The organism is Marivita sp. GX14005, from assembly GCF_023370775.1.
Classification (GTDB): domain Bacteria; phylum Pseudomonadota; class Alphaproteobacteria; order Rhodobacterales; family Rhodobacteraceae; genus Marivita.
This window is the reverse complement of record NZ_JAMCCQ010000002.1, coordinates 180,364-205,159: the sequence shown is the minus strand read 5'-3', so window position 1 is coordinate 205,159 and position 24,796 is coordinate 180,364. Positions and strand designations below refer to the sequence as shown.

General features: G+C 64.3%; 24 protein-coding genes. 9 read left to right on the top strand and 15 right to left on the bottom strand.

All coding sequences use genetic code 11. The features are described 5' to 3' along the window. The first annotated feature begins 15 nt into the window (after window positions 1-15). Genes M3465_RS07160 through M3465_RS07145 form a run of 4 tightly spaced genes read left to right on the top strand, consistent with a single transcriptional unit; the run spans window position 16 to window position 5,949 of the window. Window positions 16-1,962 (top strand): extracellular solute-binding protein, encoded by a 1,947-nt coding sequence (locus M3465_RS07160; protein ID WP_249501053.1) that lies wholly within the window; start codon window positions 16-18, stop codon window positions 1,960-1,962. Between the two features lie 13 nt (window positions 1,963-1,975). Then, the gene (locus M3465_RS07155) at window positions 1,976-3,130 is read left to right on the top strand and encodes a microcin C ABC transporter permease YejB (RefSeq protein ID WP_249501052.1); all 1,155 of its coding nucleotides are present in this window, start codon (window positions 1,976-1,978) and stop codon (window positions 3,128-3,130) included. A gap of 4 nt (window positions 3,131-3,134) precedes the next feature. Continuing rightward, window positions 3,135-4,325 carry an ABC transporter permease gene (locus M3465_RS07150; RefSeq protein ID WP_249501051.1) on the top strand — a complete coding sequence of 397 codons (1,191 nt, stop codon included), beginning with the start codon at window positions 3,135-3,137 and terminating at the stop codon, window positions 4,323-4,325. A gap of 31 nt (window positions 4,326-4,356) precedes the next feature. Continuing rightward, window positions 4,357-5,949 carry an ABC transporter ATP-binding protein gene (locus tag M3465_RS07145; RefSeq protein WP_249501050.1) on the top strand — a complete coding sequence of 531 codons (1,593 nt, stop codon included), beginning with the start codon at window positions 4,357-4,359 and terminating at the stop codon, window positions 5,947-5,949. On the opposite strand, the gene hemN is transcribed toward M3465_RS07145, so the two are convergent. Then, entirely contained in the window at window positions 5,946-7,301 is a 1,356-nt protein-coding gene (hemN, locus tag M3465_RS07140; RefSeq protein WP_249501049.1) for an oxygen-independent coproporphyrinogen III oxidase, read from the bottom strand. The genes M3465_RS07145 and hemN overlap by 4 nt on opposite strands. 60 nt (window positions 7,302-7,361) lie before the next feature. Here hemN and fnrL point away from each other — a divergent pair, with 60 nt between their 5' ends. Then, window positions 7,362-8,105 (top strand): transcriptional regulator FnrL, encoded by a 744-nt coding sequence (gene fnrL, locus M3465_RS07135; RefSeq protein ID WP_249501048.1) that lies wholly within the window; start codon window positions 7,362-7,364, stop codon window positions 8,103-8,105. Here the strand turns inward: fnrL and M3465_RS07130 are convergent, their stop codons facing one another. From M3465_RS07130 to M3465_RS07095, 8 genes are all read right to left on the bottom strand, one after another. Continuing rightward, window positions 8,106-9,218 (bottom strand): TFIIB-type zinc ribbon-containing protein, encoded by a 1,113-nt coding sequence (locus tag M3465_RS07130; protein WP_249501047.1) that lies wholly within the window; start codon window positions 9,216-9,218, stop codon window positions 8,106-8,108. Window positions 9,219-9,273: 55 nt separating this feature from the next. Then, window positions 9,274-10,392, bottom strand: a complete 1,119-nt coding sequence (locus M3465_RS07125; RefSeq protein ID WP_249501046.1) for an SPFH domain-containing protein — start codon at window positions 10,390-10,392, stop codon at window positions 9,274-9,276. A gap of 15 nt (window positions 10,393-10,407) precedes the next feature. After that, the gene (locus M3465_RS07120; protein WP_249501045.1) at window positions 10,408-11,373 is read right to left on the bottom strand and encodes a DUF2927 domain-containing protein; all 966 of its coding nucleotides are present in this window, start codon (window positions 11,371-11,373) and stop codon (window positions 10,408-10,410) included. Window positions 11,374-11,379: 6 nt separating this feature from the next. Beyond that, window positions 11,380-12,579: a toxic anion resistance protein gene (locus tag M3465_RS07115; protein WP_249501044.1), complete on the bottom strand. Its 1,200-nt coding sequence runs from the start codon at window positions 12,577-12,579 to the stop codon at window positions 11,380-11,382. 28 nt (window positions 12,580-12,607) lie between these two features. Continuing rightward, entirely contained in the window at window positions 12,608-13,507 is a 900-nt protein-coding gene (locus M3465_RS07110) for a 5-bromo-4-chloroindolyl phosphate hydrolysis family protein (RefSeq protein ID WP_249501043.1), read from the bottom strand. A gap of 173 nt (window positions 13,508-13,680) precedes the next feature. Further along, window positions 13,681-14,538, bottom strand: coding sequence for a hypothetical protein (locus M3465_RS07105; RefSeq protein ID WP_249501042.1), 858 nt, complete (start codon window positions 14,536-14,538; stop codon window positions 13,681-13,683). Beyond that, window positions 14,535-14,732, bottom strand: a complete 198-nt coding sequence (locus M3465_RS07100; protein ID WP_249501041.1) for a hypothetical protein — start codon at window positions 14,730-14,732, stop codon at window positions 14,535-14,537. Before M3465_RS07100 ends, M3465_RS07105 begins: the two co-directional genes overlap by 4 nt. Window positions 14,733-14,785: 53 nt before the next feature. Next, window positions 14,786-15,619: a pseudouridine synthase gene (locus M3465_RS07095; protein WP_249501040.1), complete on the bottom strand. Its 834-nt coding sequence runs from the start codon at window positions 15,617-15,619 to the stop codon at window positions 14,786-14,788. Between the two features lie 62 nt (window positions 15,620-15,681). On the opposite strand from M3465_RS07095, the gene M3465_RS07090 reads away from it, so the two are divergent. Together M3465_RS07090 and M3465_RS07085 are read left to right on the top strand one after the other, a co-directional pair. Then, window positions 15,682-16,143, top strand: coding sequence for a nucleoside deaminase (locus M3465_RS07090; RefSeq protein WP_249501039.1), 462 nt, complete (start codon window positions 15,682-15,684; stop codon window positions 16,141-16,143). Beyond that, window positions 16,140-16,685 carry a pseudouridine synthase gene (locus tag M3465_RS07085; RefSeq protein ID WP_249501038.1) on the top strand — a complete coding sequence of 182 codons (546 nt, stop codon included), beginning with the start codon at window positions 16,140-16,142 and terminating at the stop codon, window positions 16,683-16,685. Before M3465_RS07090 ends, M3465_RS07085 begins: the two co-directional genes overlap by 4 nt. 79 nt (window positions 16,686-16,764) lie before the next feature. Here M3465_RS07085 and hemF read toward each other — a convergent pair whose 3' ends face one another. From hemF to clpS, 4 genes are read right to left on the bottom strand one after another with little or no spacing between them, the layout of a single operon-like run. Beyond that, the gene (gene hemF / locus M3465_RS07080) at window positions 16,765-17,658 is read right to left on the bottom strand and encodes an oxygen-dependent coproporphyrinogen oxidase (RefSeq protein WP_249501037.1); all 894 of its coding nucleotides are present in this window, start codon (window positions 17,656-17,658) and stop codon (window positions 16,765-16,767) included. 23 nt (window positions 17,659-17,681) lie between these two features. Continuing rightward, on the bottom strand, window positions 17,682-18,485 hold the full coding sequence (locus M3465_RS07075) for an SDR family NAD(P)-dependent oxidoreductase (protein ID WP_249501036.1): 804 nt from the start codon (window positions 18,483-18,485) through the stop codon (window positions 17,682-17,684). A gap of 18 nt (window positions 18,486-18,503) precedes the next feature. Continuing rightward, a complete protein-coding gene (locus tag M3465_RS07070; protein ID WP_249501035.1) occupies window positions 18,504-19,517 on the bottom strand; it encodes a class I SAM-dependent methyltransferase in 1,014 nt (337 codons plus the stop codon). Window positions 19,518-19,538: 21 nt separating this feature from the next. After that, window positions 19,539-19,886: an ATP-dependent Clp protease adapter ClpS gene (clpS, locus tag M3465_RS07065; RefSeq protein ID WP_249501606.1), complete on the bottom strand. Its 348-nt coding sequence runs from the start codon at window positions 19,884-19,886 to the stop codon at window positions 19,539-19,541. 94 nt (window positions 19,887-19,980) lie between these two features. Between clpS and M3465_RS07060 the strand changes: the two genes are divergently transcribed. Both M3465_RS07060 and M3465_RS07055 read left to right on the top strand, forming a co-directional pair. Beyond that, window positions 19,981-20,679: an HAD family hydrolase gene (locus tag M3465_RS07060; RefSeq protein WP_249501034.1), complete on the top strand. Its 699-nt coding sequence runs from the start codon at window positions 19,981-19,983 to the stop codon at window positions 20,677-20,679. A gap of 294 nt (window positions 20,680-20,973) precedes the next feature. After that, a complete protein-coding gene (locus tag M3465_RS07055) occupies window positions 20,974-22,428 on the top strand; it encodes a D-alanyl-D-alanine carboxypeptidase family protein (RefSeq protein WP_249501605.1) in 1,455 nt (484 codons plus the stop codon). 9 nt (window positions 22,429-22,437) lie between these two features. Here the strand turns inward: M3465_RS07055 and ccoS are convergent, their stop codons facing one another. Then, on the bottom strand, window positions 22,438-22,596 hold the full coding sequence (gene ccoS / locus M3465_RS07050; protein ID WP_249501033.1) for a cbb3-type cytochrome oxidase assembly protein CcoS: 159 nt from the start codon (window positions 22,594-22,596) through the stop codon (window positions 22,438-22,440). Between the two features lie 13 nt (window positions 22,597-22,609). Further along, window positions 22,610-24,796: a heavy metal translocating P-type ATPase gene (locus M3465_RS07045; protein ID WP_249501032.1), complete on the bottom strand. Its 2,187-nt coding sequence runs from the start codon at window positions 24,794-24,796 to the stop codon at window positions 22,610-22,612.

Genomic DNA, 24,796 nt, shown 5'->3' with positions numbered 1-24,796 from the left:
AGAGGAGAGTTCCAGATGCCCACACGCCCCCGCCTGCCCCTTGAGGCAGAGATCGACCGCCGCAGGACATTGCAGCTGCTGGGCGGGACGGCGATGTCCGCCGCAGCGGGCGGGTTCGGAACGCGCGTGATCGCGCAATCGGGCAATGCCGAGACCGAGATCATCCGCGCGCATGGTTATTCCTTCTTCGGCGATCTTCAGTACTCCCCGGATTTCGAGCATTTCAACTATGTGAACCCGAACGCGCCGCGTGGCGGCGAGATCGTGCTGAGTGCGCGCGGTACGTTTGACGGGTTCAACCGCTGGGCCTGGCGGGGCAATCCGCAATCCAACGCGGGCGTGGTCGGGGAATCGTTATTCGCGACGGAGGTGTTCGGCACCCCCGTTCCGGCGGATTCGCTGACCGAGATGTATTGCCTGATCGCGCGCGAGGTCGAATATCCGGCATCCAAGGAATGGTGCGTGTTCCATCTGCGCGACGACGTGGTGTTCCGCAACGGCGCGCCGCTCAGGGCGCAGGACGCGGCGTTCACCTTCAACCTCTTTCTGGAACAGGGCATCCGCTCCTTCTCGCGGTCGGTCAAGGAGCGGATAAAGGGCGTCGAAGTGATCGACGATCTGACGCTGCGCTATGATTTCGTGGATGGTATCTCGCGTCGGTCGCTCATCAGCCAGGTGGGCGGGATGCCCGTGCTGTCGGAGGAATGGTATAAGGAAACCGGCGAGCGGCTCGACGAGCCGTCGGTCCTGTCGCCGATGGGGTCAGGGCCTTACCAGGTGGGTGATTACGAGTTCAACCGCTACGTCGTTTACGAACGGAATCCGAATTACTGGGGCTGGGATCATCCGGTCAATGTGGGCCGGCATAATTTCGACCGCATCCGGATCGAGTATTTCGCCGACGACACCGCCGAGTTCGAGGCGTTCAAGGCCGGGGTCTATACCTTCCGCAGCGAAGGATCGAGCAAGCGTTGGGCGACGGGCTACGACTTTCCGGCGCTGGACAGCGGTGCGGCGAAAACGGAAGAGATCCCCGACCAGACAGCGCCGCTCAACGCGGGGATCATCTTCAACACGCTGCGCGAACCGGTCGATGACCGGCAGATCCGCGAGGCTCTGGCGCTGGCCTTCAATTTCGAATGGACGCGGGAATCGCTGCAATTCGATCTGACATCGCAGCGCGAATCCTTCGCGCAGGGGCAGGATTGGCAGGCGCAGGGCGTGCCGGAAGGGGCGGAGCTGGCGTTTCTGCAATCGCTGGGCGATGTGGTGCCGGCCGAGATGCTGACCGAACCGGCGGTGATGCCACATAGCTCGGATCCCGCAACCCCGGTGGACCGGCGCAACAAGCGCAAGGCGCTGCGCATTCTCGCCGATGCGGGCTGGACGGTGGACGATCAGGGCCGTCTGGTGAACGCGGACGGAGAACAGATGGTGCTGGATTTCCTCGTGCTGTCCACCTGGGACGACACGCGCAAGGCGACGATCGAGACCTATGTGAACACGCTGCGCAACTGGGGGATCCGGGTGAACGCCAACGCCGTGGACAGTGCGCAGGGCCAGCAGCGGTTTCTCGATAAGGATTACGATCTGATCTACACGAACATCCAGACCTTTGCGACCGTCGGAACGGGCCTGAAACAGCTCTTCGGTTCGGAAACGGCGGAAGTGTCGTCGTGGAACCCCTCTGCGCTGCGCAGCCCGATGGTGGACGCGATCATCGAGGCGGCGCTGGCGGCCGGATCGCGCGAGGAAGAGATCACGGCGCTCACGGCATTGGACCGCGCGCTGCGCTACGAGCGGATCATGGCGCCGGCGGGATATGTGGCGGAATACTGGGTCGCCTATTACGATATTTTCGAGCGCCCGGACGAGCTGCCGCCCTACGGGCTCGGCGTGTTGGATTTCTGGTGGCTGAACGAGGAAAAGCTGGCGGCGCTGAAGGCGTCCGGCGTGCTGTAAGGGGCAACGGATTTTGGGCGCCTATATCCTCAGACGTTTGTTGCTCATCATTCCGACATTGCTCGGGATCATGATCATCAACTTCACGCTGGTGCAATTCGTGCCGGGCGGGCCAATCGAGCAGATGCTCGCCCGGATGCAGGGCGAAGGCGATGTTTTCGCGGGCTTTTCGGGCGGTCAGGATATGGGGGCGGAGGAGACCTTCGGCTCCGACAGCGATTATGTCGGCGCACGGGGGCTGCCCAAGGAGTTCATCGAACAGATGGAGGTGGAATTCGGGTTTGCCCGCATCGTCTGCGAGGACGGGTTCACCGGGGTGCCGAGCGTTGACGATCCGGCCTGCGAGAAGGAGATGATCGGCGGGCTCGAACGGTTCGGCATGATGATGTGGAATTATCTGCGGCTCGATTTTGGGGAAAGCTATTTTCGCTCCATCGGGGTGATGGAGTTGGTGCTGGAGAAGATGCCGGTGTCGATCTCGCTGGGGCTTTGGTCAACGCTGATCGCCTATATGGTGTCGATCCCGCTCGGCATCCGCAAGGCGGTCAAGGACGGATCGTCCTTCGACACCTGGACAAGCGGCGCGATCATCGTGGCCTATGCGATCCCCGGCTTTCTGTTCGCGATCCTGCTGTTGGTTCTGTTCGCGGGCGGGTCGTATTTTCAGATATTCCCCCTGCGCGGGCTGACATCGGACAATTGGGAGGACCTGAGCCTGATCGGCAAGGTGGCGGATTACTTCTGGCATATCACGCTGCCGGTGCTCGCCTCGACCATCGCGGCCTTCGCGACGCTGACGCTGCTGACTAAGAACAGCTTTCTCGACGAGATCAAGAAGCAATATGTCATCACCGCGCGCGCAAAGGGGCTGAGCGAGCGCAAGGTGCTTTACGGGCATGTGTTCCGCAACGCGATGCTGATCGTGATCGCGGGGTTTCCGGCGGTGTTCATCGGCGTGTTCTTTTCCGGCTCGCTCATCATCGAGACGATCTTTTCGCTCGACGGTCTGGGCCGGCTCGGTTTCGAAGCGGCGGTGGCGCGGGATTATCCGGTGATCTTCGGCACGCTGTTCGTGTTCGGACTGATCGGGCTGCTGGTGGGCATCCTGTCGGACCTGATGTATGTTCTGGTCGATCCGCGCATCGATTTCGAGAAACGGGAGGGCTGAGCGCATGGCGGCCAATCCCGAACCCGAAGAGCGCGGCATCGTCACCGAACCCAGCCCGGCGGTGCCTGTCGCGCCGCAGCGCAGGCGGGGTGCTCTGTCGCCGCTGAACCAGCGCCGCTGGAACAATTTCAAACGCAACCGGCGGGCCTTTTGGTCGCTGATCCTGTTCAGCGTGCTGTTCGGGCTGTCGCTCTTTGCCGAGTTCATCGCCAATGACAAGCCGATCCTCGTCCAATATCGCGGAGAATATTACACGCCGATCTTCAATTTCTACGCCGAGACGGAGTTCGGCGGCGATTTCCGCACCGAAGCGGCCTATCGCGATCCGGAGGTGCAATGCCTGATCGCCACGGGCGGGCTGGAGGCGTGTTTCGACGATCCGGAGGGGCTGATCGAGACGGTCGAGGCCGGCGGCGTTCCGGAGGGGGATTTCCAAAAAGGCTGGGCGCTTTGGCCGCCCATTCCCTATGATTACCAGACACCAGTGGATCGCCCCGGCGCGGCCCCCCTGCCGCCGAACGAACAGAACTGGCTCGGCACGGACGATACCAAGCGCGATGTGATGGCACGGGTGATCTACGGGTTCCGGCTGTCGATACTCTTCACGCTGATCGTCACGGTGCTGGCCAGCGTCGTCGGCATCGTGGCGGGCGCGCTTCAGGGCTATTTCGGCGGCTGGCTCGACCTCATCTTCCAGCGGATCATCGAGATCTGGTCCTCCACCCCGGCGCTTTACATCATCATCATCCTTTTCGCGATATTGGGGCGAAGTTTCTGGCTGCTGGTGTTCCTGACGGTTCTGTTCGGCTGGACGGCGCTTGTGGGCGTGGTCCGGGCCGAATTCCTGCGGGCGCGCAACCTCGAATATGTGCGCGCGGCCAAGGCGCTGGGCGTGTCGAACACGGTCATCATGTTTCGCCACATGCTGCCCAACGCGATGGTGGCGACGCTCACGATGCTGCCGTTCATCGTGACGGGCACGATTTCCACGCTTGCAGGGCTGGATTTCCTTGGCTTTGGCCTGCCCTCCTCGGCGCCGTCGCTGGGGGAGCTGACATTGCAGGCCAAGCAGAATCTGCAAGCGCCGTGGCTCGGCTTTACGGCGTTCTTCGTCTTTGCGCTGATGTTGTCGCTTCTGGTCTTCATCTTCGAAGGCGTGCGCGATGCGTTCGATCCGAGGAAGACGTTTTCATGATAAGGCAAGCCGCGCCGGTGGGGGCTGAGACATGACAAAAATCCTCGAAGTGAACGATCTGCGCGTCGGGTTCCGGCAGGACGGGCAAACCGTGCAGGCGGTGCGCGGCGTGTCCTTTGCCATCGAACGCGGCGAGACCGTGGCGTTGGTGGGCGAATCGGGCTCGGGCAAATCGGTCACGGCGCTCTCCACCGTGTCCCTGCTGGGCGACTCGGCCATCGTTGACGGATCGGTGCTTTACAATGGCGAGGAGATGGTGGGCGCGGATCTGGCGCAGCTTCGGCGCATCCGGGGCAATGACATCAGCTTCATTTTCCAGGAACCGATGACATCGCTGAACCCGCTGCACACGCTGGAACGGCAGCTTGAGGAATCCATCGCACTGCATCAGGGGCTGACCGGCGCAGCGGCGCGGGCGCGGATCATCGAGCTGTTGCAGAAGGTGGGCATCCGCGATGCCGAGAGCCGTCTTGGCGCCTATCCGCATCAGCTTTCCGGCGGGCAGCGACAGCGCGTGATGATCGCGATGGCGCTGGCGAACGGGCCGGAACTGCTGATCGCGGATGAGCCGACGACCGCGCTCGACGTGACGATCCAGGCACAGATCCTCGGGCTTCTGGCCGATCTGAAAGAGGCCGAGGACATGAGCCTTCTGTTCATCACGCATGATCTGGGCATCGTGCGCAAGATCGCCGATCGCGTGTGCGTGATGAAGGATGGCGAGATCGTGGAGACGGGGCCGACCGCCGAGATTTTCGCCAATCCGCAGCATCCCTATACGCAGATGCTGCTGCGCGCGGAATCCACGGGCGTGCCGAACCCGGTTGATCCCGCAGCCGAGGAAATCGCGCGGACCGAGAATCTCAAGATCTGGTTTCCGATCCATAAGGGGTTCCTGAAACGCACGGTCGGCCATGTGAAGGCCGTGAACGATGCCTCCATCGCGGTGCGTTCGGGGGAAACCATCGGCATCGTGGGCGAATCCGGTTCGGGCAAGACGACGCTGGCGCTGGCGATCATGCGGCTGATCCAGTCCGAGGGCGGCATCACCTATCGCGGGCAGAACGTGCGGGATTGGTCCACGCGGCAGCTGCGACGCCTGCGCAGCGAGATGCAGATCGTGTTCCAGGATCCCTATGGCAGCCTCAGCCCGCGCATGACCTGCGAGCAGATCATCGCGGAGGGGCTGGGCGTGCATGGCGTGCCGGATGGGCGGTCAAAGCAAGAGGTGGTGCGGGAGGTGATGATCGAGGTCGGGCTCGATCCGGCGATGATGCATCGCTACCCGCACGAGTTTTCAGGCGGGCAGCGGCAACGCATCGCGATTGCGCGCGCCATGGTGCTGCGCCCGAAACTGGTGGTCCTGGACGAGCCGACATCGGCGCTCGACATGACGGTGCAGGTGCAGATCGTGAACCTGCTGCGCGATCTGCAACGGAAATACGATCTGGCCTATCTTTTCATCAGCCACGATCTGAAAGTCGTGCGCGCGATGTCGCACAAGGTGATCGTGATGAAGGCGGGCGACGTGGTGGAATATGGCACCGCGGACGAGGTGTTCGATGCCCCGTCCACGGAATATACCAGAACGCTGATGGCCGCCGCCTTCGATCTGGCGGGTTAGATCGCCGAGCTGTGCCCCGCCTTGGACAGCTCGTAGGCATCGAAGCTGCGGGCGATCAGGCGGGTGAGCGGTCGCGCTTCGACCGGAACATAAAGACAGTCCTCCTCCACCGCGAGCAGGTTCTCGAACTCGGAATTCACGCGTTTGAAGATGGCCTGCACCTCGGCTTCGGTGACGCCGTGATCGCGCACCAGTTCGGGCAGATCGACGCGGAAATCGCACATGACCATCTCGATCATCCGCCCGCGCAGCTTGTCCTCGGCGGTGAAAGCATGGCCGCGCACGGTGGAAAACGCGTTCGCGCGAATCGCCTTTGTATGGACGGACGTTGCCGGCGCGTTCTGCGCGTAGCCCTGCGGGAAACGCGAGATCGAGGAGGCGCCGATCCCGATGAGAACCTCTGCCTGATCGTCGGTATAGCCTTGGAAATTCCGTCGCAGCGTGCCGTTGCGCGCGGCGATGGACAGGCCGTCATCCTTTACCGCGAAATGGTCGATGCCGATCTCCTGGTAATTGTCCCAGACGAAGAGCTTGCGCGCCGCCTCGAACAGATCGAGCCGGTCGTCGGGGCGCGGCAGCGCGTCGGAGGGAATCAGCTGCTGGCGCTTGGCCATCCACGGCACATGCGCATAGCCGTATAGGGCGACGCGGTCTGGCGAAAGCGACAGAAGCTTCTGCACCGAATCGACGATCTTTTCCTGCGTCTGGTGCGGCAGGCCGTAGAGGATATCGGCATTGAGCGACTGGATGCCGCGATCGCGAATCATGTCGACCGCGCGCTTGGTGATCTCGAAGCTTTGCTCGCGCCCGATGGTCTTTTGAATCTCGGGATCGAAATCCTGCACCCCGATGGAGGCGCGGTTCATTCCGCCCTGAAAGAGCGCGTCGAGCCTCGCCTCGTCGATCTCGTTCGGATCGATTTCGACGGAAAATTCGTAATGATCGGCGAAATCGGCCACCTCACGGACGGTGGCGGACAGATCGCGCATGTTATCGGGGGACAGAAGCGTCGGCGTGCCGCCGCCCCAATGCAGACGCGAGAGGCGCACGCCACGCGGCAGGTGCCGCTTGAGCATGGCAAGCTCGTCCTTCAGCGTCTCGACATAGGCGGTAACGGGTGCATCGCTGGAGGTGCCCTGCGTGCGGCAGGCGCAGAACCAGCACAGCCGCCGGCAGAACGGAACATGCAGATAAAGCGAGATTTCCGAGCCTTCGGGAATCGCCTCGATCCAGTTCCGGAAATCGCCCGGCGTCACATCGTTCTTGAAATGCGGAGACGTCGGATAGCTCGTGTAACGAGGCACCTTCGCGTCGAAAAGTCCCAAGCGGGAAAGTTGTGTTCTGTCTGCCATGGACCTACATTATCGGCGTCTGCAAGGCAGAGCCTTGACCCAGATCAAAAGGAACTTCCCGTGAGCCAGATCGACTTGTCCGTCAACCAGCAATGCGGCGATTGCCCCATCCGGCACCGTGCCGTCTGTGCGCGCTGCGATTCCGATGAATTGGAACGTCTGGAAGACATCAAGTATTATCGCCGGTTCGAGGCCGGACAGACCGTGATCTGGTCGGGCGACCGGATGGATTTCGTCGGCTCGGTGGTCTCCGGCATCGCGACGCTGACGCAGACGATGGAGGACGGGCGCACGCAGATGGTGGGGCTTCTGCTGCCGAGCGATTTCGTCGGCCGGCCGGGCCGCGAGGCGGCGGCCTATGACGTGGTTGCGACGACCGACATGGTGATGTGCTGTTTCCGCAAGGCGCCCTTCGAGGAGATGATGGAACGCACCCCGCATATCGCCCAGCGCCTGCTGCAGATGACGCTCGACGAGCTCGATGCCGCGCGCGAATGGATGCTCGTTCTGGGCCGCAAGACCGCACGCGAGAAGATCGCGTCGCTGCTGTCGATCATCGCGCGGCGTGATGCGACGCTGAACCTTGCCGGGCTGGGCGGGCCTGTCACCTTCGCCCTGCCGCTTACGCGCGAGGCGATGGCCGATTACCTCGGCCTGACGCTGGAGACGGTGTCGCGTCAGGTCTCGGCGCTCAAGAAAGACGGGATCATCTCGCTCGAAGGCAAGCGGCACATCACCGTGCCGGACATGACCGCCCTGCTCGAAGAAGCGGGAGACGACACCGATGGCGGGATGCTGATCTGATCACTGGGTGGTCGCCGCGACATAGCCAACCAGCGCCGCGGCGATCAACCCTGTCAGAATCGCGAAAGCCAGTTTCCATTTCGACCAGGGGCGTTCTCCCTGCACGGCGCCGGTGCGTCCGTTGACGACGAAACGATAGCTCTTGCCGCGATACTTGTAGGCGGCGAGCCAGACCGGCAGAAGAATGTGCTTGAAGGTCACGTCCGACACGCGCGTGTCGATCGCGTGAACGCGCTGGCGGTCGCCACCGATGTCGAACTTGACGTCGCGGGTGATGATCCGGTCCATATAGGCCCGCGCTTCCGCGAATCCCTCTTCGAGCTCGACGCCGTAAGCCTCGGCCCGGAACCCGGCGAGGAACTCGGGATGATAGGGCTCCATCGCAGACAGATCCCAGGGCTCCAGCGCGTCGGTATAGCGCTTGGGCAAGGAGCGCGAGGCCAGCACCAGCACGTCATCGAAAAACCGCGCCACGCGGCCCGATGCCGGGCGCCAGCGCACCTTGGCGACGCGGACGGTCTGGGTCTTGCCGCCCCGCTGCACGCGGCGCGTTTCGTAATAGACCGTGCCGCGCTCTCCTCGATAGCTCGATGCGGTATCGGCATCGAAGGTCCAGTAGGGCACATAAACGCCGGTCATGCGCCGCCCCTTGCGCGCATAGTCCTTGAGCCCGTTGGGCGCGAACCAGAGCCGGCCGAGCCAATCCTTCATCGCATCGCGCGCGCGCGCTTCATCGAGCGCGAAAGGCAGGAGACCCTTCGGTTTGATATGCCGGCTCACTCCGGTATCGGCAACCACCGGCGTCGCGCAGAACGGGCATTCCGCGGCATGAACGCCCGGTTCGAACTCGACCTGCGCGGCGCAGTTGGGGCAATGCGAGACGCGGGTTTCCTCCATCTCCTGCTCGGAGAGGCGCCCGGCGATGCCCTCCTCGAAGGAGATTTCGCGCAGTGCCGTGTTTCCCCACGGTCCCGCCCCGGCGATCTCGCTCGTATTGCCGCAGTGATCGCAACGCAGAAGGCCGCGCGCGGGATCGTAACGGAAATCGGCGCCGCAATTGTCGCAGGGAAAACGATGCTCTTCCACCGGAGCCGTCAGCACATCCTCGGACAAATCTCGTGTCCCCTGCTTCTTCTCGTTTCAAATACTCGAATATGCGGCGCCAGCCCTAGGCGTCCGGCGGGGGCGGCGGCAGCACGGTGAAAAGCTGCGCCAGCTCGCGCACATCCTCGGCGCGCATCCAGCCATCCTGGCCCGGCGTCCAGACATAGGTTTCGCGGCTCAGATTGCCCTCGCGCGCCATCCGCCCCAGTGCCGCCTTGGAAAACGGCCCCCGTGCCGCGCCGTTCTCGGCAACGTGCCAGACATGCTCGATCGGCGGCGGGGGCGGCGGCACCTGGCGTGATGTGGGGGCGGCAGCGGACGGGATCGCGCCCCATGGCCCCGATTGCGCGGCCGCCTGCCCGATCTGCATGCCCAGCCCGGCACCAAGCCCGGCCTGGATCGCGCCGGCCCCCGCGCCCTCCTGCCCCAGCGCCTCGGCGGCCTGGAACTGCATGTATTCATTGAGATTTCCGATCACACCCATGGACGAGCGCTTGTCGAGCACCTGTTCGACGGCGGGCGGCAGCGAGATGTTCTCGATGTAAAGCTCGGGGAGCTCCAGCCCGTATTCGGCCAGCGTAGGCGCGATCTCCTTGGCCAGAAGCCGGCCCAGCTCGCGCGTGTTCGCCGCCATGTCGAGAACCGGAATCCCGGCGCGGGCGATGGTGCGGGAAAATTCCTGCACGATGATGTTGCGGATCTGGAAGCTGATCTCGTCCATCGTGAATTCGCCATCCGTGCCGACGATCTCGACCAGGAATTTCGCCGGATCGGTCACGCGCACCGAATAGGTGCCGAAGGCGCGCAGGCGGACGGGTCCGAATTCGGGGTCGCGGCAGATCACCGGGTTCTTGGTGCCCCATTTGAGATCCTGAAAGCGCGTCGTATTGACGTAGTAAATCTCGGATTTGAACGGCGAGCGGAAGCCGTGATCCCAGTGCTGAAGGCTGGTCATGATCGGCATGTTGTTCGTCTCGAGCATGTAGAGCCCCGGTGTGAACACATCCGCCAATTGTCCCTCATGCACGAACACCGCCGCCTGCCCTTCGCGCACCGTCAGCTTGGCGCCGTATTTGATCTCGTGGCCCTCGCGCTCGAACCGCCAGACCATGGTGTCGCGCGTGTTGTCGGTCCATTCGATGACGTCGATGAACTGGCCGCTGAGAAAATCGAAAATGGGCATGTAACCTCCGTCGGATCAGCTCGGGCCGCTGCCCAGAGCCTCGCTTGCTAGGATTCGGATGATGGGGCCGGCCTCCTCGGCGGTCATGCCGGGACGCAGGCGCGGATCGTAAAGCATCTTGAGCAGCAATTCGTCGTGGCTTGTCAGAAGGGCGAATTCCTCGTCATCGTTGAAGATCGAGGGGCGCGCGTTCTGATCGTCATTGGCGAGGCCCAGCCCCTGCGCCAGTTCCTCGTGATAGCAGGCGCGGCGGGTCAGTTCGGGATGCTCGGCACGCACGAGTGCGACGGCCTGCCGGTAGGAACTGCCATCGGCACTATCGGCGAAGGCCACTACGAGGCAATGAATCGCGCGCGGCAGGTTGGCGAAGATCGCCCTGCTCGACGGCTCCATCCCCGGCGCGATGCGATCGAGCGTGCGGCGCAGCTCGTCCTTGTCGTCCTCGCCCATGACGAGAACGTGAAAATTCGCACCGCGCGGCACGAAGGAAATCGGATGGCCGGTGATCCGGCGCAAACGGGCGGTATAGGAAACGAGCGCCCGGCGGTCTGTTGCGCGGTCCTTGTCGGGCACGGTGTCGCCGAAGATCACGCCGATCCGCACCGGGCCGGTCCATTTCTTGATCTCGTTCAGATCGCCGCTCGACGGCTCAAGCCCGCCGCCGCGGGTATATTCCTCGGCCAGCGCGATACGTTCGAAATTGCGCACCAGCATGGATTCGGTGAAGGGCGTATCCGGCCCGCCGCCATCGGTGCGCAGCAGGCCGCGCGCCAGCAGATCGGACTGGACCTCGGAATAATAGCGCGCAAGGCGCAAGGCGGCGTCCGATGGCAATTTCGGCTTGGGTGCGGGTGCGGCGGCGGGCCTGTCGGGCCGGGCCTGCGGCTTGACCCCGGCCGGTCCGTCACCGCCCAGCGGGTCGCATGCCGCCAAGGCGAGGGCCGAAAGACCGGCCCAGAGGATATGCCGATGCCGCCGCATGTCGTCTCAGGTTTTCGGGACCGAGCCGGCAGCCGTATCGCCAACGCCGTCGGCGCGCGCCTTGGCGGAGGCCAGCGTGTCGCGCAATTCGGCTTCCATCTTTTGAAGTTCCTCTTCGGCTGCGGCGCGGCGGGCCTTGCCTTCATCGGCGATCTGCAGGCTTTCCTGGATCGTGCCGATCAGATCGGCATTGGCCTGTTTGACCGCCTCGATATCGAAGACGCCGCGCTCCATTTCCTCGCGGATCAGCTTGTTGCTGTCGCGCAGGTTCTTCGCGTTCGAAGTCAGAAGCTCGTTGGTCAGATCGTTCGCATCGCGCACGGCGGCGGCCGCTTCGGCAGAGCGCTGGATCGTGACCGCCTGCGCCAGTTGGGTTTCCCAAAGAGGCACGGTGTTCACCAGCGTGGAGTTGATCTTGGTGACCAGCGACTTGTCGTTTTCCTGCACGAGCCGGATCGACGGAAGCGATTGCATCGTGACCTGCCGCGTCAGCTTGAGGTCGTGCACCCGGCGCTCCAGATCGTCGCGCGCGGCGCGCAGATCGCGCAATTCCTGCGCCAGCATCACCTGCTCGCCCTCCGGCGCAGTCTTGACCTGTGCTTCCTTGGCGGGAATTTCCGTCTCGTTGATTTCGGCGATCTTGGCTTCGCCGGCGGCGATGTAGAGCGCGAGTTCATCGTAGAATTGCAGCGTCTTTTCGTAGAGCAGATCGAGCGATTTGATGTCCTTGAGCAGCGTATGCTCGTGCTTGAGTAGATCGTCGGTGATGCGGTCGATCTGGCCCTGCACCTCTTCGAAGCGGGCGGTGAACTTGGCGAAGGGCGCCGCGCGGCCGATCAGCTTTTCCCACCAGGACCGTTCGCGCCGCACATCGAGCTCGGAGACCGAAAAGCCGCGAATGGTGCTGACAATGCCGCGCAGGCTGTCGCCCGCAGGGCCCACATCCTTGTTGCGCACATCGGCCAGCATTGACTGGCTGATTTCCTGCAATTCGGCCTGCGCATTCGATCCGAAGGACACGATGGATTGCGTATCGGTCACGTCAATCTCGTCCATCCGGGCGCGGATTTCATCGCTGACAACGGGATCGGCCTGATCGAGCGGGATCACCGCCTTGGCGTCCTTGGGCTCGGGCAGGATCACGGCATTGACCTCATCGACCATCGCAAGCGTTTCCTGCGCCTTGGCGCGCACTGTTTCTGACATGGTTATCCCCTTCAAATCCGTTTCGCTGTCAATTGCCCTTGCGTTCGATGTGAACGCCCTCACGCTGCAAACGATCCCGCAGCACATCGATTTCGACCGTCAGATCGGATCGGTCGTCGAGCAGCATCCTGCGCGTGCGGGCAGAGAAGTTCTGCTCCAGATCGTCAAGCAGCGCCTCGTAATCGGCCCGCGCCTGTGGATCGCGGGTGCGGGCGTAGACATCGGCGAACTTGACGGTCGCATCGCGTGCACCCAGCAGATAGACGACAAGATATTTGCGCGCAGCGGTCAGATCGCGCGGGTCGTCCTCGACCGTGCGGAACAGATCGCGGGCGGTGGTCTGGAACTGCTCGACACGGGCGATCAATCGGCGGTCCCCTGCCCGCGCGATGGCATCGCGCATGGTCGAGAGGTGGCTTTCCGCCTCCTCCACGGCGCGGGCGACGCGGTCCTGCTGGAACGTGTCGACGCCCTCGAACCCCTTGTCGCGCATCGGGTCGATGCCGAAAGCACCTATATGCAGCGCGGCCCCTGCGCCGCCGAAAATGGCCGGAGCGAGCAATCCCGGCTCGTTGACCCAGGCCGCAAGCGCGCACCCGATCCCGGTGAACACTGCCGCGCCCAGCTTGCGAGGAAAGGCCGGCCGGCGCGCGACCTTGCGCGCGTCATAGGCTGCCTCGGCCCGCAACCCGTCGCGCAGGAGCCATGCGCCCAGTGTCAGCGCAGCCGCGCCCAGCAGCCCGGCGGCGAGTCCGATCGCGCCCTCGTCGAGCGAGGTGAAGGCGAGGATGACGGGCGGAATGAACAACAGGTTCGAGCGCGCGCCGACCGGATCGACAACCGCGTTGCGATAGCCCTTGGCCAGGGCTTCGTCATCCGGCGCGGAAGGCGCGTCCGGGCTGTATTTTCCGCCATAGCGCCGGGCCATCGGATCACAGCCCCCCGAACAGGCCGGTGGTCAGACCGAACAACAGGGCAAGCAACAGCGCGTAGCTCAGGCGCCGCAGGCCGGAACTGGACATGGAACCCCCTTTACCAATCTTATTGGAAACTTAGGGGATGTTCGGAGTGCTTGCTAGAGGGAACTCGGCACAGATCCGCTCAGACCGTGCGGTTGCGCTGCATCCTGTTGAAAAGCAGATCAGCCTGAAGCTCGAAATTGTTGCGACCCTCGGCGATGCCGCTGCGGCGCGCCCGCGCTTCGAACGCGTCGGACAGGGTCTGCATCTTGATATGGAACTTGCGCCGCTCGAAACCCGTCAGACCGCGCGGCTGCGCGTCGATCATGGCATCGACCTCGGCTTCCATCTTGCGGATCAGCTTGGACAGGGTCGGCGCGATCCTCATCAACGTCCGGGATTCGAGATCGATGGTTCCGACAAGCCCCATGACCGTATCCACCGCAAGCCGCGTGCGTTCGAACAGATCGTCATCGCCAAGCGTGGACAGGTTCGCAAGAAGCCTATCGAAGCGTGTTTCGAAGGCGCGATACAAGTCCTCATTGGCCAGCCGCAGCCGCACCAGCGGATTGTCCATGCCCTTGTCGCGCATCGGATCGAGGCCGAAGGACACAAGGCACAGGATGAAGGTTGCGCTGCCGATCACCATCGGCACGGTCGGCGTTCCGATCTTGGCGGTCGCCAGAAGGCCGACGACAAGCGCGATGATCGAACTGCCCATGAGTTTGAGCGGCAGCCGGGGGCGCGCGGCGATCTCGGCCGCGTCATAGGCGACATGCGCCCTTTGCCCCGCCGACAGGCAGATCAGGCCGATGGCGAAAAGCGCGAGCACCACGAGCGCGGAGGCGAAGCCGGCCACCGTGCCATCCATCAGCCACAGGATCAGCGGGCAGAAGGCCAGCACCATGAAACCGACAGGCACGTTTTCCACCGGGACGGTTTTGCCGAGAGCCGCGCTGCTGTCATAATCGACGAAATTCGCCGTTTGCATTTCGATCATAGGAACCCCAGTGCGAATATCGTGATCCAGAGCACGCCGAAGGCGACGAAGGATGCCAGACCACCATGCGCCCTCATGCGGAAATACGCCCCGCGCAGCGCGCGCGCCGTGTCATCCGCGACCGTGCCGAGGTTCGACACCACGAGCAGCACGGAAATGACGAGGATCGTCGAGGTTATGAAGGTCAGCACCATGGCGCCAAATTCGCCGCCAAACGGGGCGGAAAATGGGCGCGAAGGGGGAAAGTTCAGGGACTCCGTCTGCCCGAACCGGGGCGCGGCTTGCGGCGCAGCGTCTTGCGGCCCGGCTTGTCGCGCCCGCCCGTGCCGCCGGCGCGCGCCTCGCCCGGCTCGTCGAGCCCCAGCTGATCGCGCACGACCTTGCGGCGCAGCTCCTCGACCTGACCGGGCTTGAGCTGGCCAAGCTGGAACGGGCCATAGGACACGCGGATCAGCCGGTTCACGGTCAGCCCAACTGCTGCCAAGGCGCGGCGCACTTCGCGGTTCTTCCCTTCGCGCAACCCGATCGTCAGCCATGCATTCGCGCCCTGCTGGCGGTCGATCGTCACATTCATCTCGCCGAATCGCTCGCCATCGACGGTGATCCCCTTGCGCAGCGGCTCAAGGCTTTGCTCGCTCGGCGCGCCCTTGACGCGCACGCGGTATTTGCGAAGCCAGCCGGTGCTGGGCAATTCCAGCTTGCGTTTGATGCCGCCGTCATTGGTCAACAGCAGCAGCCCTTCCGAATTCAGATCGAGCCGCCCGACGCTCATCACGCGCGGCATCTCGTCCGGCAATTGCTCGAAGATCGTCTTTCGCCCCTGCTCATCCCGGTTCGTCGTCACAAGACCGGCGGGCTTGTGATAGAGCCAGAGCCGCGGCGCATCCGGCGCGGCAAGCGGCTTGCCATCGACGGTGATCCGGTCCTGCGGCGTCACGTTCAGCGCGGCGCTGTCGATCTTCTTGCCGTTCACGGTCACGCGCCCGGCAAGGATCAGCTTCTCGGCATCGCGGCGGCTGGCGATCCCGGCGCGGGCGATCACTTTGGCGATACGGTCGCCGGGGGGCGTTTGCTGGCTCATGGGGGCGGCTTAGTGGAAATCACCGGCTTGGGAAAGCGCATTGCGCAGTCTAAGAGGGGCGCATGGTGTTTCGAACTCATATGGCGCACGCGCTCGAGCAGGCCCGCGCCGCCGCCGCGCGGGGCGAGGTGCCGGTGGGCGCGGTCGTCGTCTCTCCTGAGGGGCGTATCGTCGCCGCCGCTGGCAATCGCACGCGGCAGGACCACGATCCGACCGCGCATGCGGAGATGCTGGCGATCCGTTCGGCCTGCGCGGCGCTGGGGTGCGAACGGCTGACCGGGCATGATCTCTATGTCACGCTGGAGCCTTGCCCGATGTGCGCCGGCGCCATATCAAGCGCGCGGATCCGGCGGGTCTACTATGGTGCGCCCGATCCCAAATCGGGCGGCGTCGCGCATGGGGCGCGGGTCTTCTCGCATCCGCAATGCCACCACGCGCCAGAGATTTACGATGGCGTCGGCGAGGCCGACGCCAGCGCGCTGCTCAGGGCGTTCTTCTCCGAGCGGCGGGGCGGTGGCACATGACGCGGGTGCTTCTATTCAACAAGCCGTTCGGCGTGCTGTCGCAATTCACCGACAAGGGCACGGAAGGCACGGCGCGGCCAACGCTGTCGGATTACATCGCCATCCCCGGCGTCTACCCCGCCGGACGGCTCGATCGCGACAGCGAGGGGCTGCTGGTGCTGACCGACAATGGCAAGCTGCAGGCGAGGATCAGCAACCCGAAATTCCGCTCGCCGAAAACCTATCTCGCACAGGTCGAAGGCGCGCCATCCGAGGAGCAACTCGCGCATCTACGCGCCGGGGTCAAGCTCAAGGACGGACCGACCCGCCCGGCAGAGGCGGAGCTCATCGCGCCGCCGGCGCTCTGGCCGCGCATGCCCCCGGTGCGCTTCCGCAAATCGGTCCCCGATGCCTGGCTATGCCTGACCATCACCGAAGGGCGCAATCGGCAGGTGCGGCGCATGACGGCGCATGTCGGGCTGCCCTGCCTGCGGCTCGTGCGGTGGTCGGTCGGCCAATGGTCGCTCGGTGATCTCGCCCCCGGAGACTGGCGCGAGGCCTGAGGGCGCGTGGCGGGTCTTTCTTCTCGTTATAAATACTCGAAAATCCCGCCGTCAATCCCATGCCGGAAGCGCGGAGTATCTAGACCCATTTCGCCATCGGCGGCAGGCTCATCAGCACGGCATTGGCGTCATGGCCGGTCTCGAGGCCGAATTTCGTGCCGCGGTCGTAAACAAGGTTGTATTCCGCATAGATCCCGCGATGCACGAGCTGCGCGTCCTTGTCGGCCTCGGTCCAGTCCTGCAGGCGGCGCTTTTCGACCAGCGGGACAAAGGCCGGCAGGAAGGCGCGGCCGATATCCTGCGTCAACGCGAAATCGGCCTCCCAATCGCCGCTGTTTCGATCGTCCATGAAGATCCCGCCCACCCCGCGCGCGCGTTTGCGATGCGGGATATAGAAATACTCGTCAGCCCATGCCTTGAGGCGCGGGTATTCCCCGGTGCCATGCGGGTCGAGATGCGCCTTCTGCGTGTCGTGAAAATGCGCGGTATCTTCGGCATACTCGATACAAGGGTTGAGATCCGACCCGCCGCCGAACCACCAGGCATGCGGGGTCCAGAACATGCGGGTGTTCATATGCACCGCCGGGACATGCGGGTTCTGCATATGCGCCACCAGGCTGATGCCCGAGGCCCAGAAACGCGGATCGTCCGCCATGCCGGGGATGCCCTTGCGCGCCGCCATCGCGGATTGCGCACGCGCGCCGAGCGTGCCGTAGACGGTGGAGACATTGACGCCCACCTTCTCGAAGACCCGGCCACCGCGCATCACGCTCATCAGACCGCCGCCCGCATCGCTGCCGTCCCCGGAGGTGCGACTGGTTTCGGTAACTTCGAACCGGCCCGGCGCGGCATCGCTCAGCGGGCCGGTGTCATGCGTGTCCTCCAGCCGCTCGAAGGCCGCGACGATCTCGTCGCGCAGGGTGCGGAACCAGGCGGAGGCGCGGGATTTCTCGGTGTCGAAACTGTCGGTCATCTGTTCCTCGGCATGTTGCGGGATCAATGCGCCGGCGCGCCGACGGGGTCGAGCAAGGTGCGCCCGCCATCGACGGTGATGATCTGGCCCGTCACGAATCCTGCGCCCTCGCAGGACAGGAACTGCACCGCCTCGGCTAGCTCGCGCGGAGCGGCGATGCGGCCGAGCGGGGTCATGTCCTCGATCTGTTCACGGTAGTCGTCGTTCTTCTTCAACGCATCCTTGAGGCTGGCGGACATGACGGAGCCGAGCGCGATGGAATTCACGCGGATGCGGTATTGCGCATAGGCCACTGCCAGCGACCGCGTGAGCTGGTCGAGCGCGGCGGTGGAGACCGAATAGGAGAGCAGCTCCGGCTGCGTGCGCCGCGCGGCGATGGAGGACAGGTTGACGATGGCGCCCGCCTGCCCCTCGTCCTTGCCTTCGGACTGCTTGATCATGCGCTTGGCGACAAGCTGCGACAGGCGGAACGTGTTGGTGACGTTCTGCTTCATCAATGTCTCGAAACTGTCGTCATCGGGATCGAGCGGATCGGATGGCATCACCTGACGGCTGCCATTGACGAGGATATCGACACGGTCGAACGCGTCTATCGTGGCCGAGAGCAGGTTGGCGAGCGTCAGGCGTTCGCGCAGGTCGCCTGCGAAGTAGCGGATATTGCCCTCATCCTCGGGAATCTCGCCACATTCATGCGACAGCCGCGCCTCGTCCATATCGGCGAACATGACATTCGCGCCCTGATCGACGAAATGCCGCGCGACCGCGAGCCCGACGCCATTCGCAGCGCCGGTGACGATGGCGGTCTTGCCTTCGATGGAAAATGACATCTGTTGCGATCCTTTCGGTCAGCGGCGCTTGCGCCGGGGGGCCGCGCCAGTGGCATTCGGGGAGGCGGCGTGCAGGATTTTGAACCGCGTATCCCCGCCAAGCTCCGCATGCTGCGCGAAATGCGCGGCCAGTGTCGTTTCATAGGGCAGATGGCGGTTGGCCACCATGACAAGCTGCCCCTTGGGCTTGAGCAGCCGCGCGGCGGCGCGGATGAACGCCTGTCCGAGCGACGCATCGGGTGTGCGGCTGGTGTGGAACGGCGGGTTCATCACCACGAAATCGAGGCTGCGCGCCTGCCCCCATGTCGTTGCATCCGCCCAGTGCAGCGCGGCACGCGGGTCGGTCACGTTCCGCTCCGCGCAGGTCAGCGCGCGGCGGTCGGCCTCGACGAGATCGACATGTGTGACCTCCGGCAGATCAAGCAGATGCGCCGTGAGGAACCCCCAGCCACCACCCAGATCGGCCCCCTTCCCCTTGAGCGCCTTGGGAAGCGCCGCGACCAGCGCCTGCGATCCGGGGTCCGGCCCATCGGCGGAAAAGACGCCTGGCTGGGTGATCCAGCCGCCCTCGACCGCGGCGGGATCGGGAAGCGCCCAATCGGCGAAGGCATCCCCCGGCGTAAACCAGAAGATACGGCCATGCGCCTTGGACAGTTGTGCATCAATGGACACGCGCGCCTTGACCTCGCGCAGAAGCGAATCGATGCCATCGGTCTTGGCCCCGTCCACGATCACCCGGCCCTGCGGCGCGAGCCGGGCGGCCTGCGCGATCAGGCCGCGAGCCAGATCGCGGCTGCGCGGGACCGTGACGTGCACCAGATCGGCGGGGTCAGTGGCGTGCGTCACGACCGTGACGCCCTGCGCCTCAAGCGCATCGTAACTCGGTTTGAAGTTCTGCTGCGCGGTCAAATCGTGCGTGCCGAACGCGTCGAACGCAGCATCCGCCGCCGGTTCGAGCAGCAGGGCGCGCGCCGAGGAGGCAGGATCGAGCGCCCCGGTCTCGACCGCGTGTATCAATCTGGGTGAAGCCATGATGCGCGCCGGGCGGGCCGGCTATTCCTTTTCCATCGTGCATTGCAGCGGATGCTGGTGGCGGCGGGCGAAATCCATCACCTGGCCGACCTTGGTTTCCGCGATCTCGTGGCTGAACACGCCGACCACGGCCAGACCCTTCTTGTGGACGGTCAGCATGATTTCGAAGGCCTGCGCGTGGTTCATGCCGAAAAACCGCTCCAGCACGTGCACGACGAATTCCATCGGCGTATAATCGTCGTTCAGCAGGAGCACCTTGTAGAGCGGCGGGCGTTTCGTCTTGGTGCGCGTCTCGATCACGACGCCGGTCTGGTCGTCCTCGTCCGGCGGGGGGCCGGCGATGGTCGGACAGGCGACAATGGCGGACATGCGGGTCATGCGGAAACTGGTGCCTCGGGTTTCATCTGTTGAACGCTGTATATAACCTGTCGGCAGCGCGAGAAAAGAGGCACGGCCGGGGATCATGGCACGAAAGCTGGAAACGATCGGGTTCGATGCCGATGACACGCTGTGGCACAATGAAAGGTTCTTCAAGCTCACGCAGGATCGGTTCGAAACCCTTCTGACGGAGTATAGCGAACGGGCGCATCTTCACGACCGGCTGATCGCGGCGGAGCGGCGCAATATCGGGCATTACGGATTCGGGGTTAAGGGCTTTGTGCTGTCGATGATCGAAACGGCGATCGATGTGACCGATGGACAGGTGCCCGGCCATGTCATCCGCGAATTGCTCGATGCCGGGCAGGAGATGCTGGCCCACCCGGTCGAATTGCTGCCCCATGTGCGCGATACGGTCGAAGCGCTGGCCGGCACGCACCGGATCGTGCTGATCACCAAGGGCGATCTTCTCCATCAGGAGCGCAAGCTGGCGCAGTCGGGTCTGGGCGATCTTTTCGACGATGTCGCCATCGTGTCTGACAAATCGGCAAGCACCTATCGCGCCGCTTTCGGCGCGCATCCCGGCGGCACCGACGCGGCGATGATGGTGGGCAACTCCATGAAATCCGATGTGGTTCCGGCCATCGAGGCGGGCAGCTGGGGCGTTTTCGTGCCGCATGATCTTGCGTGGGACCTCGAAGCGGCCGACGCCCCCCGAAGCGCGCGGTTTCGCGAATTGACGGATCTCTCGGAATTGCCGCAACTTGTGGCGGAAATCGGCTGACAGGTTCGCCATATTCCTGCCATATTCGCCTTGGTTGTAAGACTGACCTCAATAGCCGCAACATATTGGGCAAGAGCCCTCGAATCGTTAACAAAACGTATAAAAATAAGCGCTTTATCGGCATCCGCTCATGTGCTAGCGTTTTCCTCAATAATAACGTCGACCGGAAAAAATTCGGCGGCATGAGGCAGCAAAGAGGCGGATATCGTGGCGGGACGGCGCAAATTGCCGGGCCGATTGGGCCTGTATGTAATCACCGGAATCTGGTTTGCCATTCTCTTGCCGCTGAGCGCGATGGCCGCGCCCTATGCGGCGATGGTCATGGATGCGCGCAATGGCGAAGTGATCCATTCCGAGAACGCCGATACGCGGCTGCATCCTGCCTCTCTTACCAAGATGATGACGCTCTACGTCGTGTTCGAGGCCGTCCAGAACGGCGAGATCACGATGGACACCGAAGTCACGATCTCGCGCAAGGCCGCGTCGGAGCCGCCTTCGAAGCTCGGCCTGCGCGCCGGGTCGAAGATCAGGCTGCGCTATCTCGTGCGGGCGGCGGCGATCAAGTCCGGCAATGATGCGGCAACGGCGCTCGGCGAGGCAATCTCCGGTTCGGAAGCCGCGTTCGCGCGCCGGATGAACCGCACGGCCAAGGCGCTGGGGATGAGCCGGACGACCTTCAAGAACGCGCATGGGCTGACCGAGAGCGGGCACCTTTCGACGGCGCGGGACATGACGATCCTCGGCCGGCATGTGCTTTACGACTATCCGCAATATTACAACCTGTTCTCGCGCCGCTCGGCGGATGCCGGGATTCGGAAAGTCGCGAATACGAACCGGCGCTTTCTGAACGCCTATCGCGGCGCCGATGGAATCAAGACGGGTTACACCCGCGCGGCGGGGTTCAACCTTGTCGCTTCGGCGGAGCGGGGATCGGAACGGATCATCGTCACGGTGTTCGGCGGCAATTCGACCGCATCACGCAACGCGCAAGTCGCCAAACTGATGGATCTGGGGTTCAATAAGGCACCGACCCGCATGGCGCTGCGCAAGCCGCGCAAGCCGCCCTATCTCGGCCCCGTCGCGCCGGGCGATGGCGAGACGGTGATTGCGAAGAACTCGGTGCCGTCGACCAAAACACGCGCCAAGTCCATCCGCGTCGTCGCCGCTGCCGTCACCAAGAGCCTGCGCCCGGCCGCGCGGCCCGTACCGGAGCCGGAACTGCCCGATGCGCTGGTGGCCGAGCTCAAGGACGATATCCAGAATGTTCTGGCCGAAGTGCAGACCGAAGAGGTCAAGGAAGTGACAGAAACGGTGGCCAAGGCCGCGCTCGTTGCCGCAGCGCCGGCTGCGGCGCCTGTCGTGGCCCGTGGTGAAAAGGCTGCGCCCGATGCGTCGGTCAAGCCCGTCGTGCGGCCGAAAACGGTGGTTCTTGCCTCTGCCCGCGCCGCCGAGCCCGCGCAGCCTGTGGTTCAGCGCGAAACCGAGGTGGTGACGCGTATCTCGACCTCGGGCGGGCGGCATTGGGGTATCAATGTCGGGCGCTTCCCGAGCCGCTACGCAGCCGAAAAGGCGCTGCTCAAGACCGCGCTGGCGGAGATGACGACGCTCGACGGCTCTTTGCGCAAGGTGGTGAATGGCAGCCGGGGGTTCGACGCGAATTTCATGGGGCTGACCCGCGAGGCCGCCGATCTCGCGTGTCGCCGCCTTCAGGCCCGGCAGGTGACCTGCTTCATGATCGGGCCGGGCTGACGCCCGGCGCTATTGCTTGGGGCGGTCGTCGTATTCGTCCGACAGGATGCGTTCGGCGGCCCCTTTCGGATCGTCATATTGCCGCGATTTGACGGTAAACACGAAACCGGCCAGCCCAAGCCCGCCGAGAATCAGCGATATCGGGATGAGATAGGCCAGGATATTCATCGAAACCTCCGCTTCATTTCAGACGCAGGGCGTTCAGCGATACTGTAATCGACGAGCTCGACATCGCCAAGGCCGCGATCAGCGGGGAACAAAGCCCGGCCACCGCCAGCGGCACGGCGATGATGTTATACCATGTCGCGATGGTGAAGTTCTGCCGGATGCGCCGGATTGCCGTTTGCGAGGTGGCCAGCGCGCCGGAGATCGGCTCCAGCGATTTGCCGAGCAGCACCACGTCCGACGCCACCCGCGCCGCATCGAGCGCGGAGGCGGGCGAGATCGAGACATGCGCGGCAACGAGCGCAGCGGTGTCGTTCAGCCCGTCGCCGACCATCAGCACATGCTTGCCGCTTTTCGTCAGCGCCTCGATCCGCGCGGATTTGTCCTGCGGCAGCGCCTCGGCGATCCATTTGCCGATTCCGAGCCGGCGGGCGAACGCCTCGACCGCAGGCGTTGTATCGCCGGACATTAGGATCACTTCGAGGCCCCTGCCCTGCAGATCGCTGACGACCGCCTCCGCGCCGTCGCGTATTTGATCCGTGAAGCGGAACGGCACGGCCTCGGCATCGCCGACGCGCAGCCATGCGCAGGTCTCGTGGCTTTCGCCTCCGCCTGTCCAGCTGGCGCGTCCCAAACGGACGGTTTGCCCGTTCCACACCCCTTCGGTGCCGTGTCCGGGCCGTTCGGTAATGCGCGTGACCTCTTCGGCAGGCAGATCGCGTTCGGAAATGGCCGCTGCCAGCGATTGCGAGAGCGGATGCGAGGAGGCGCGAGCGAGCGCGAGCGCAATGCCGAGATCGCGCGGGGCGTGATCGGAGAGGTTCATCACTTCCGGCGTTCCATCGGTCAGCGTGCCGGTCTTGTCGAAGACGACCGTATCGACCTGCGCCAGACGCTCCAGCGCGGTGGCATCCTTGATCAGCAGCCCCTTGCGGAAGAGCCGGCCCGAGGCAGCGGTGGTCACGGCAGGCACCGCAAGCCCGAGCGCGCAGGGACAGGTGATGATGAGCACCGCCGCCGCAATATTGAGCGCGGTGCGCAGATCGAAGGTGTAGAAATACCAGCCGACGAAGGCCAAAGCCGACAGGATATGCACCCCCGGCGCGTAAAGCTTGGCCGCCTTGTCGGCGAGCGATGTATAGCGCGAGCGGCCGGATTCGGCGATGGCAACGAGATCGGCCATGCGGTGCAGCGAGGTATCGCGCCCCACGGCGGCGGCGCGCACGGTAAGCGGGCCGGTCAGGTTCACCTCGCCGGCGCTTACGCTCTGACCCGGCCCGGCATAGATCGGCCGCGTCTCGCCCGTCAGGAGCGAGCGGTCGAGTTCGGACTGGCCGTCCACGATCTCGCCATCGACGGGCATCCGCCCGCCGGGGCGCACGCGGATCAGATCGCCGATGGCAAGCTCTGCCATCGCCACCTGCTCCTCGCCCGTCTCGGTCAGCCGAAAAACGCGCGGCACTTCGAGCGCCGCGAGTTCCTCGGCGGCGGAGCGCGCGGCGGCGCGGGTGCGGTGATCGAGATACCGCCCGGCCAGAAGGAAGAATGTGAGCGTGAGCGCGGCGTCGAAATAGGCGTGTTCGCCCGAAAGCGATGTCTCCCAGAGCGATGTGACGACGGCGAGCGCGATGGCGAGCGAGATCGGCACATCCATGTTCAGCCGCCCGGCCCTGAGCGCCGTCCAGGCGTGTTTGAAGAAGGGTTGCGCGGAGAAGGCGATGGTCGGCAGCGCGATGGCGGCGGAGATCCAGTGGAACATATCGCGCGTCGGCCCTTCGGCGCCGGACCAGACGGCGATGGAGAGCATCATCACGTTCATCGCGGCGAACCCGGCAACCGCAAGGCGCATCAGCAGATCGCGCCCCGCCTTGTCGGTCTGGGTGGCGCGCAGCGCGGTCGCGTCCATCTCGTGCGCCTCGAAGCCCGCGCCTTGCAGCACGCCGATCAGGTCGTCCACGGCCACATCCGGCTCGGCCTCGATCTGGGCGCGCTTGAGGGTCAGGTTGACGCGCGCGGCCTTCACCCCCGGCGCGGCGTTCAAGGCGCGTTCGACCCCCGAAATACAGGCGGCGCAGTGGATCGATGGCAGCGACAGGACGAAATCGGCCTTGGAGGGTGCGGCCCGCTGCGCGAGCGCGTCGGCAGCCGGTGCAGCGGAACAGGCGGGGCAAGCGGACGCTGGCGGGCGCATCGCGGCAGTCAT

What these genes read in the sequence shown, in the direction of transcription:
- hemF (WP_249501037.1), bottom strand. Translation starts at nt 17,658, where the DNA reads ATGACCGACAGTTTCGACACCGAGAAATCCCGCGCCTCCGCCTGGTTC.
- M3465_RS07090 (WP_249501039.1), top strand. Translation starts at nt 15,682, where the DNA reads ATGGTGTTTCGAACTCATATGGCGCACGCGCTCGAGCAGGCCCGCGCC.
- M3465_RS07045 (WP_249501032.1), bottom strand. Translation starts at nt 24,796, where the DNA reads ATGACTGCCGCGATGCGCCCGCCAGCGTCCGCTTGCCCCGCCTGTTCC.
- M3465_RS07115 (WP_249501044.1), bottom strand. Translation starts at nt 12,579, where the DNA reads ATGTCAGAAACAGTGCGCGCCAAGGCGCAGGAAACGCTTGCGATGGTC.
- M3465_RS07100 (WP_249501041.1), bottom strand. Translation starts at nt 14,732, where the DNA reads ATGGTGCTGACCTTCATAACCTCGACGATCCTCGTCATTTCCGTGCTG.
- M3465_RS07075 (WP_249501036.1), bottom strand. Translation starts at nt 18,485, where the DNA reads ATGTCATTTTCCATCGAAGGCAAGACCGCCATCGTCACCGGCGCTGCG.
- M3465_RS07105 (WP_249501042.1), bottom strand. Translation starts at nt 14,538, where the DNA reads ATGATCGAAATGCAAACGGCGAATTTCGTCGATTATGACAGCAGCGCG.
- M3465_RS07150 (WP_249501051.1), top strand. Translation starts at nt 3,135, where the DNA reads ATGGCGGCCAATCCCGAACCCGAAGAGCGCGGCATCGTCACCGAACCC.
- ccoS (WP_249501033.1), bottom strand. Translation starts at nt 22,596, where the DNA reads ATGAATATCCTGGCCTATCTCATCCCGATATCGCTGATTCTCGGCGGG.
- M3465_RS07085 (WP_249501038.1), top strand. Translation starts at nt 16,140, where the DNA reads ATGACGCGGGTGCTTCTATTCAACAAGCCGTTCGGCGTGCTGTCGCAA.
- M3465_RS07145 (WP_249501050.1), top strand. Translation starts at nt 4,357, where the DNA reads ATGACAAAAATCCTCGAAGTGAACGATCTGCGCGTCGGGTTCCGGCAG.
- M3465_RS07110 (WP_249501043.1), bottom strand. Translation starts at nt 13,507, where the DNA reads ATGGCCCGGCGCTATGGCGGAAAATACAGCCCGGACGCGCCTTCCGCG.
- M3465_RS07125 (WP_249501046.1), bottom strand. Translation starts at nt 10,392, where the DNA reads ATGCCCATTTTCGATTTTCTCAGCGGCCAGTTCATCGACGTCATCGAA.
- clpS (WP_249501606.1), bottom strand. Translation starts at nt 19,886, where the DNA reads ATGTCCGCCATTGTCGCCTGTCCGACCATCGCCGGCCCCCCGCCGGAC.
- M3465_RS07120 (WP_249501045.1), bottom strand. Translation starts at nt 11,373, where the DNA reads ATGCGGCGGCATCGGCATATCCTCTGGGCCGGTCTTTCGGCCCTCGCC.
- hemN (WP_249501049.1), bottom strand. Translation starts at nt 7,301, where the DNA reads ATGGCAGACAGAACACAACTTTCCCGCTTGGGACTTTTCGACGCGAAG.
- M3465_RS07070 (WP_249501035.1), bottom strand. Translation starts at nt 19,517, where the DNA reads ATGGCTTCACCCAGATTGATACACGCGGTCGAGACCGGGGCGCTCGAT.
- M3465_RS07160 (WP_249501053.1), top strand. Translation starts at nt 16, where the DNA reads ATGCCCACACGCCCCCGCCTGCCCCTTGAGGCAGAGATCGACCGCCGC.
- M3465_RS07060 (WP_249501034.1), top strand. Translation starts at nt 19,981, where the DNA reads ATGGCACGAAAGCTGGAAACGATCGGGTTCGATGCCGATGACACGCTG.
- M3465_RS07055 (WP_249501605.1), top strand. Translation starts at nt 20,974, where the DNA reads ATGGCCGCGCCCTATGCGGCGATGGTCATGGATGCGCGCAATGGCGAA.
- M3465_RS07095 (WP_249501040.1), bottom strand. Translation starts at nt 15,619, where the DNA reads ATGAGCCAGCAAACGCCCCCCGGCGACCGTATCGCCAAAGTGATCGCC.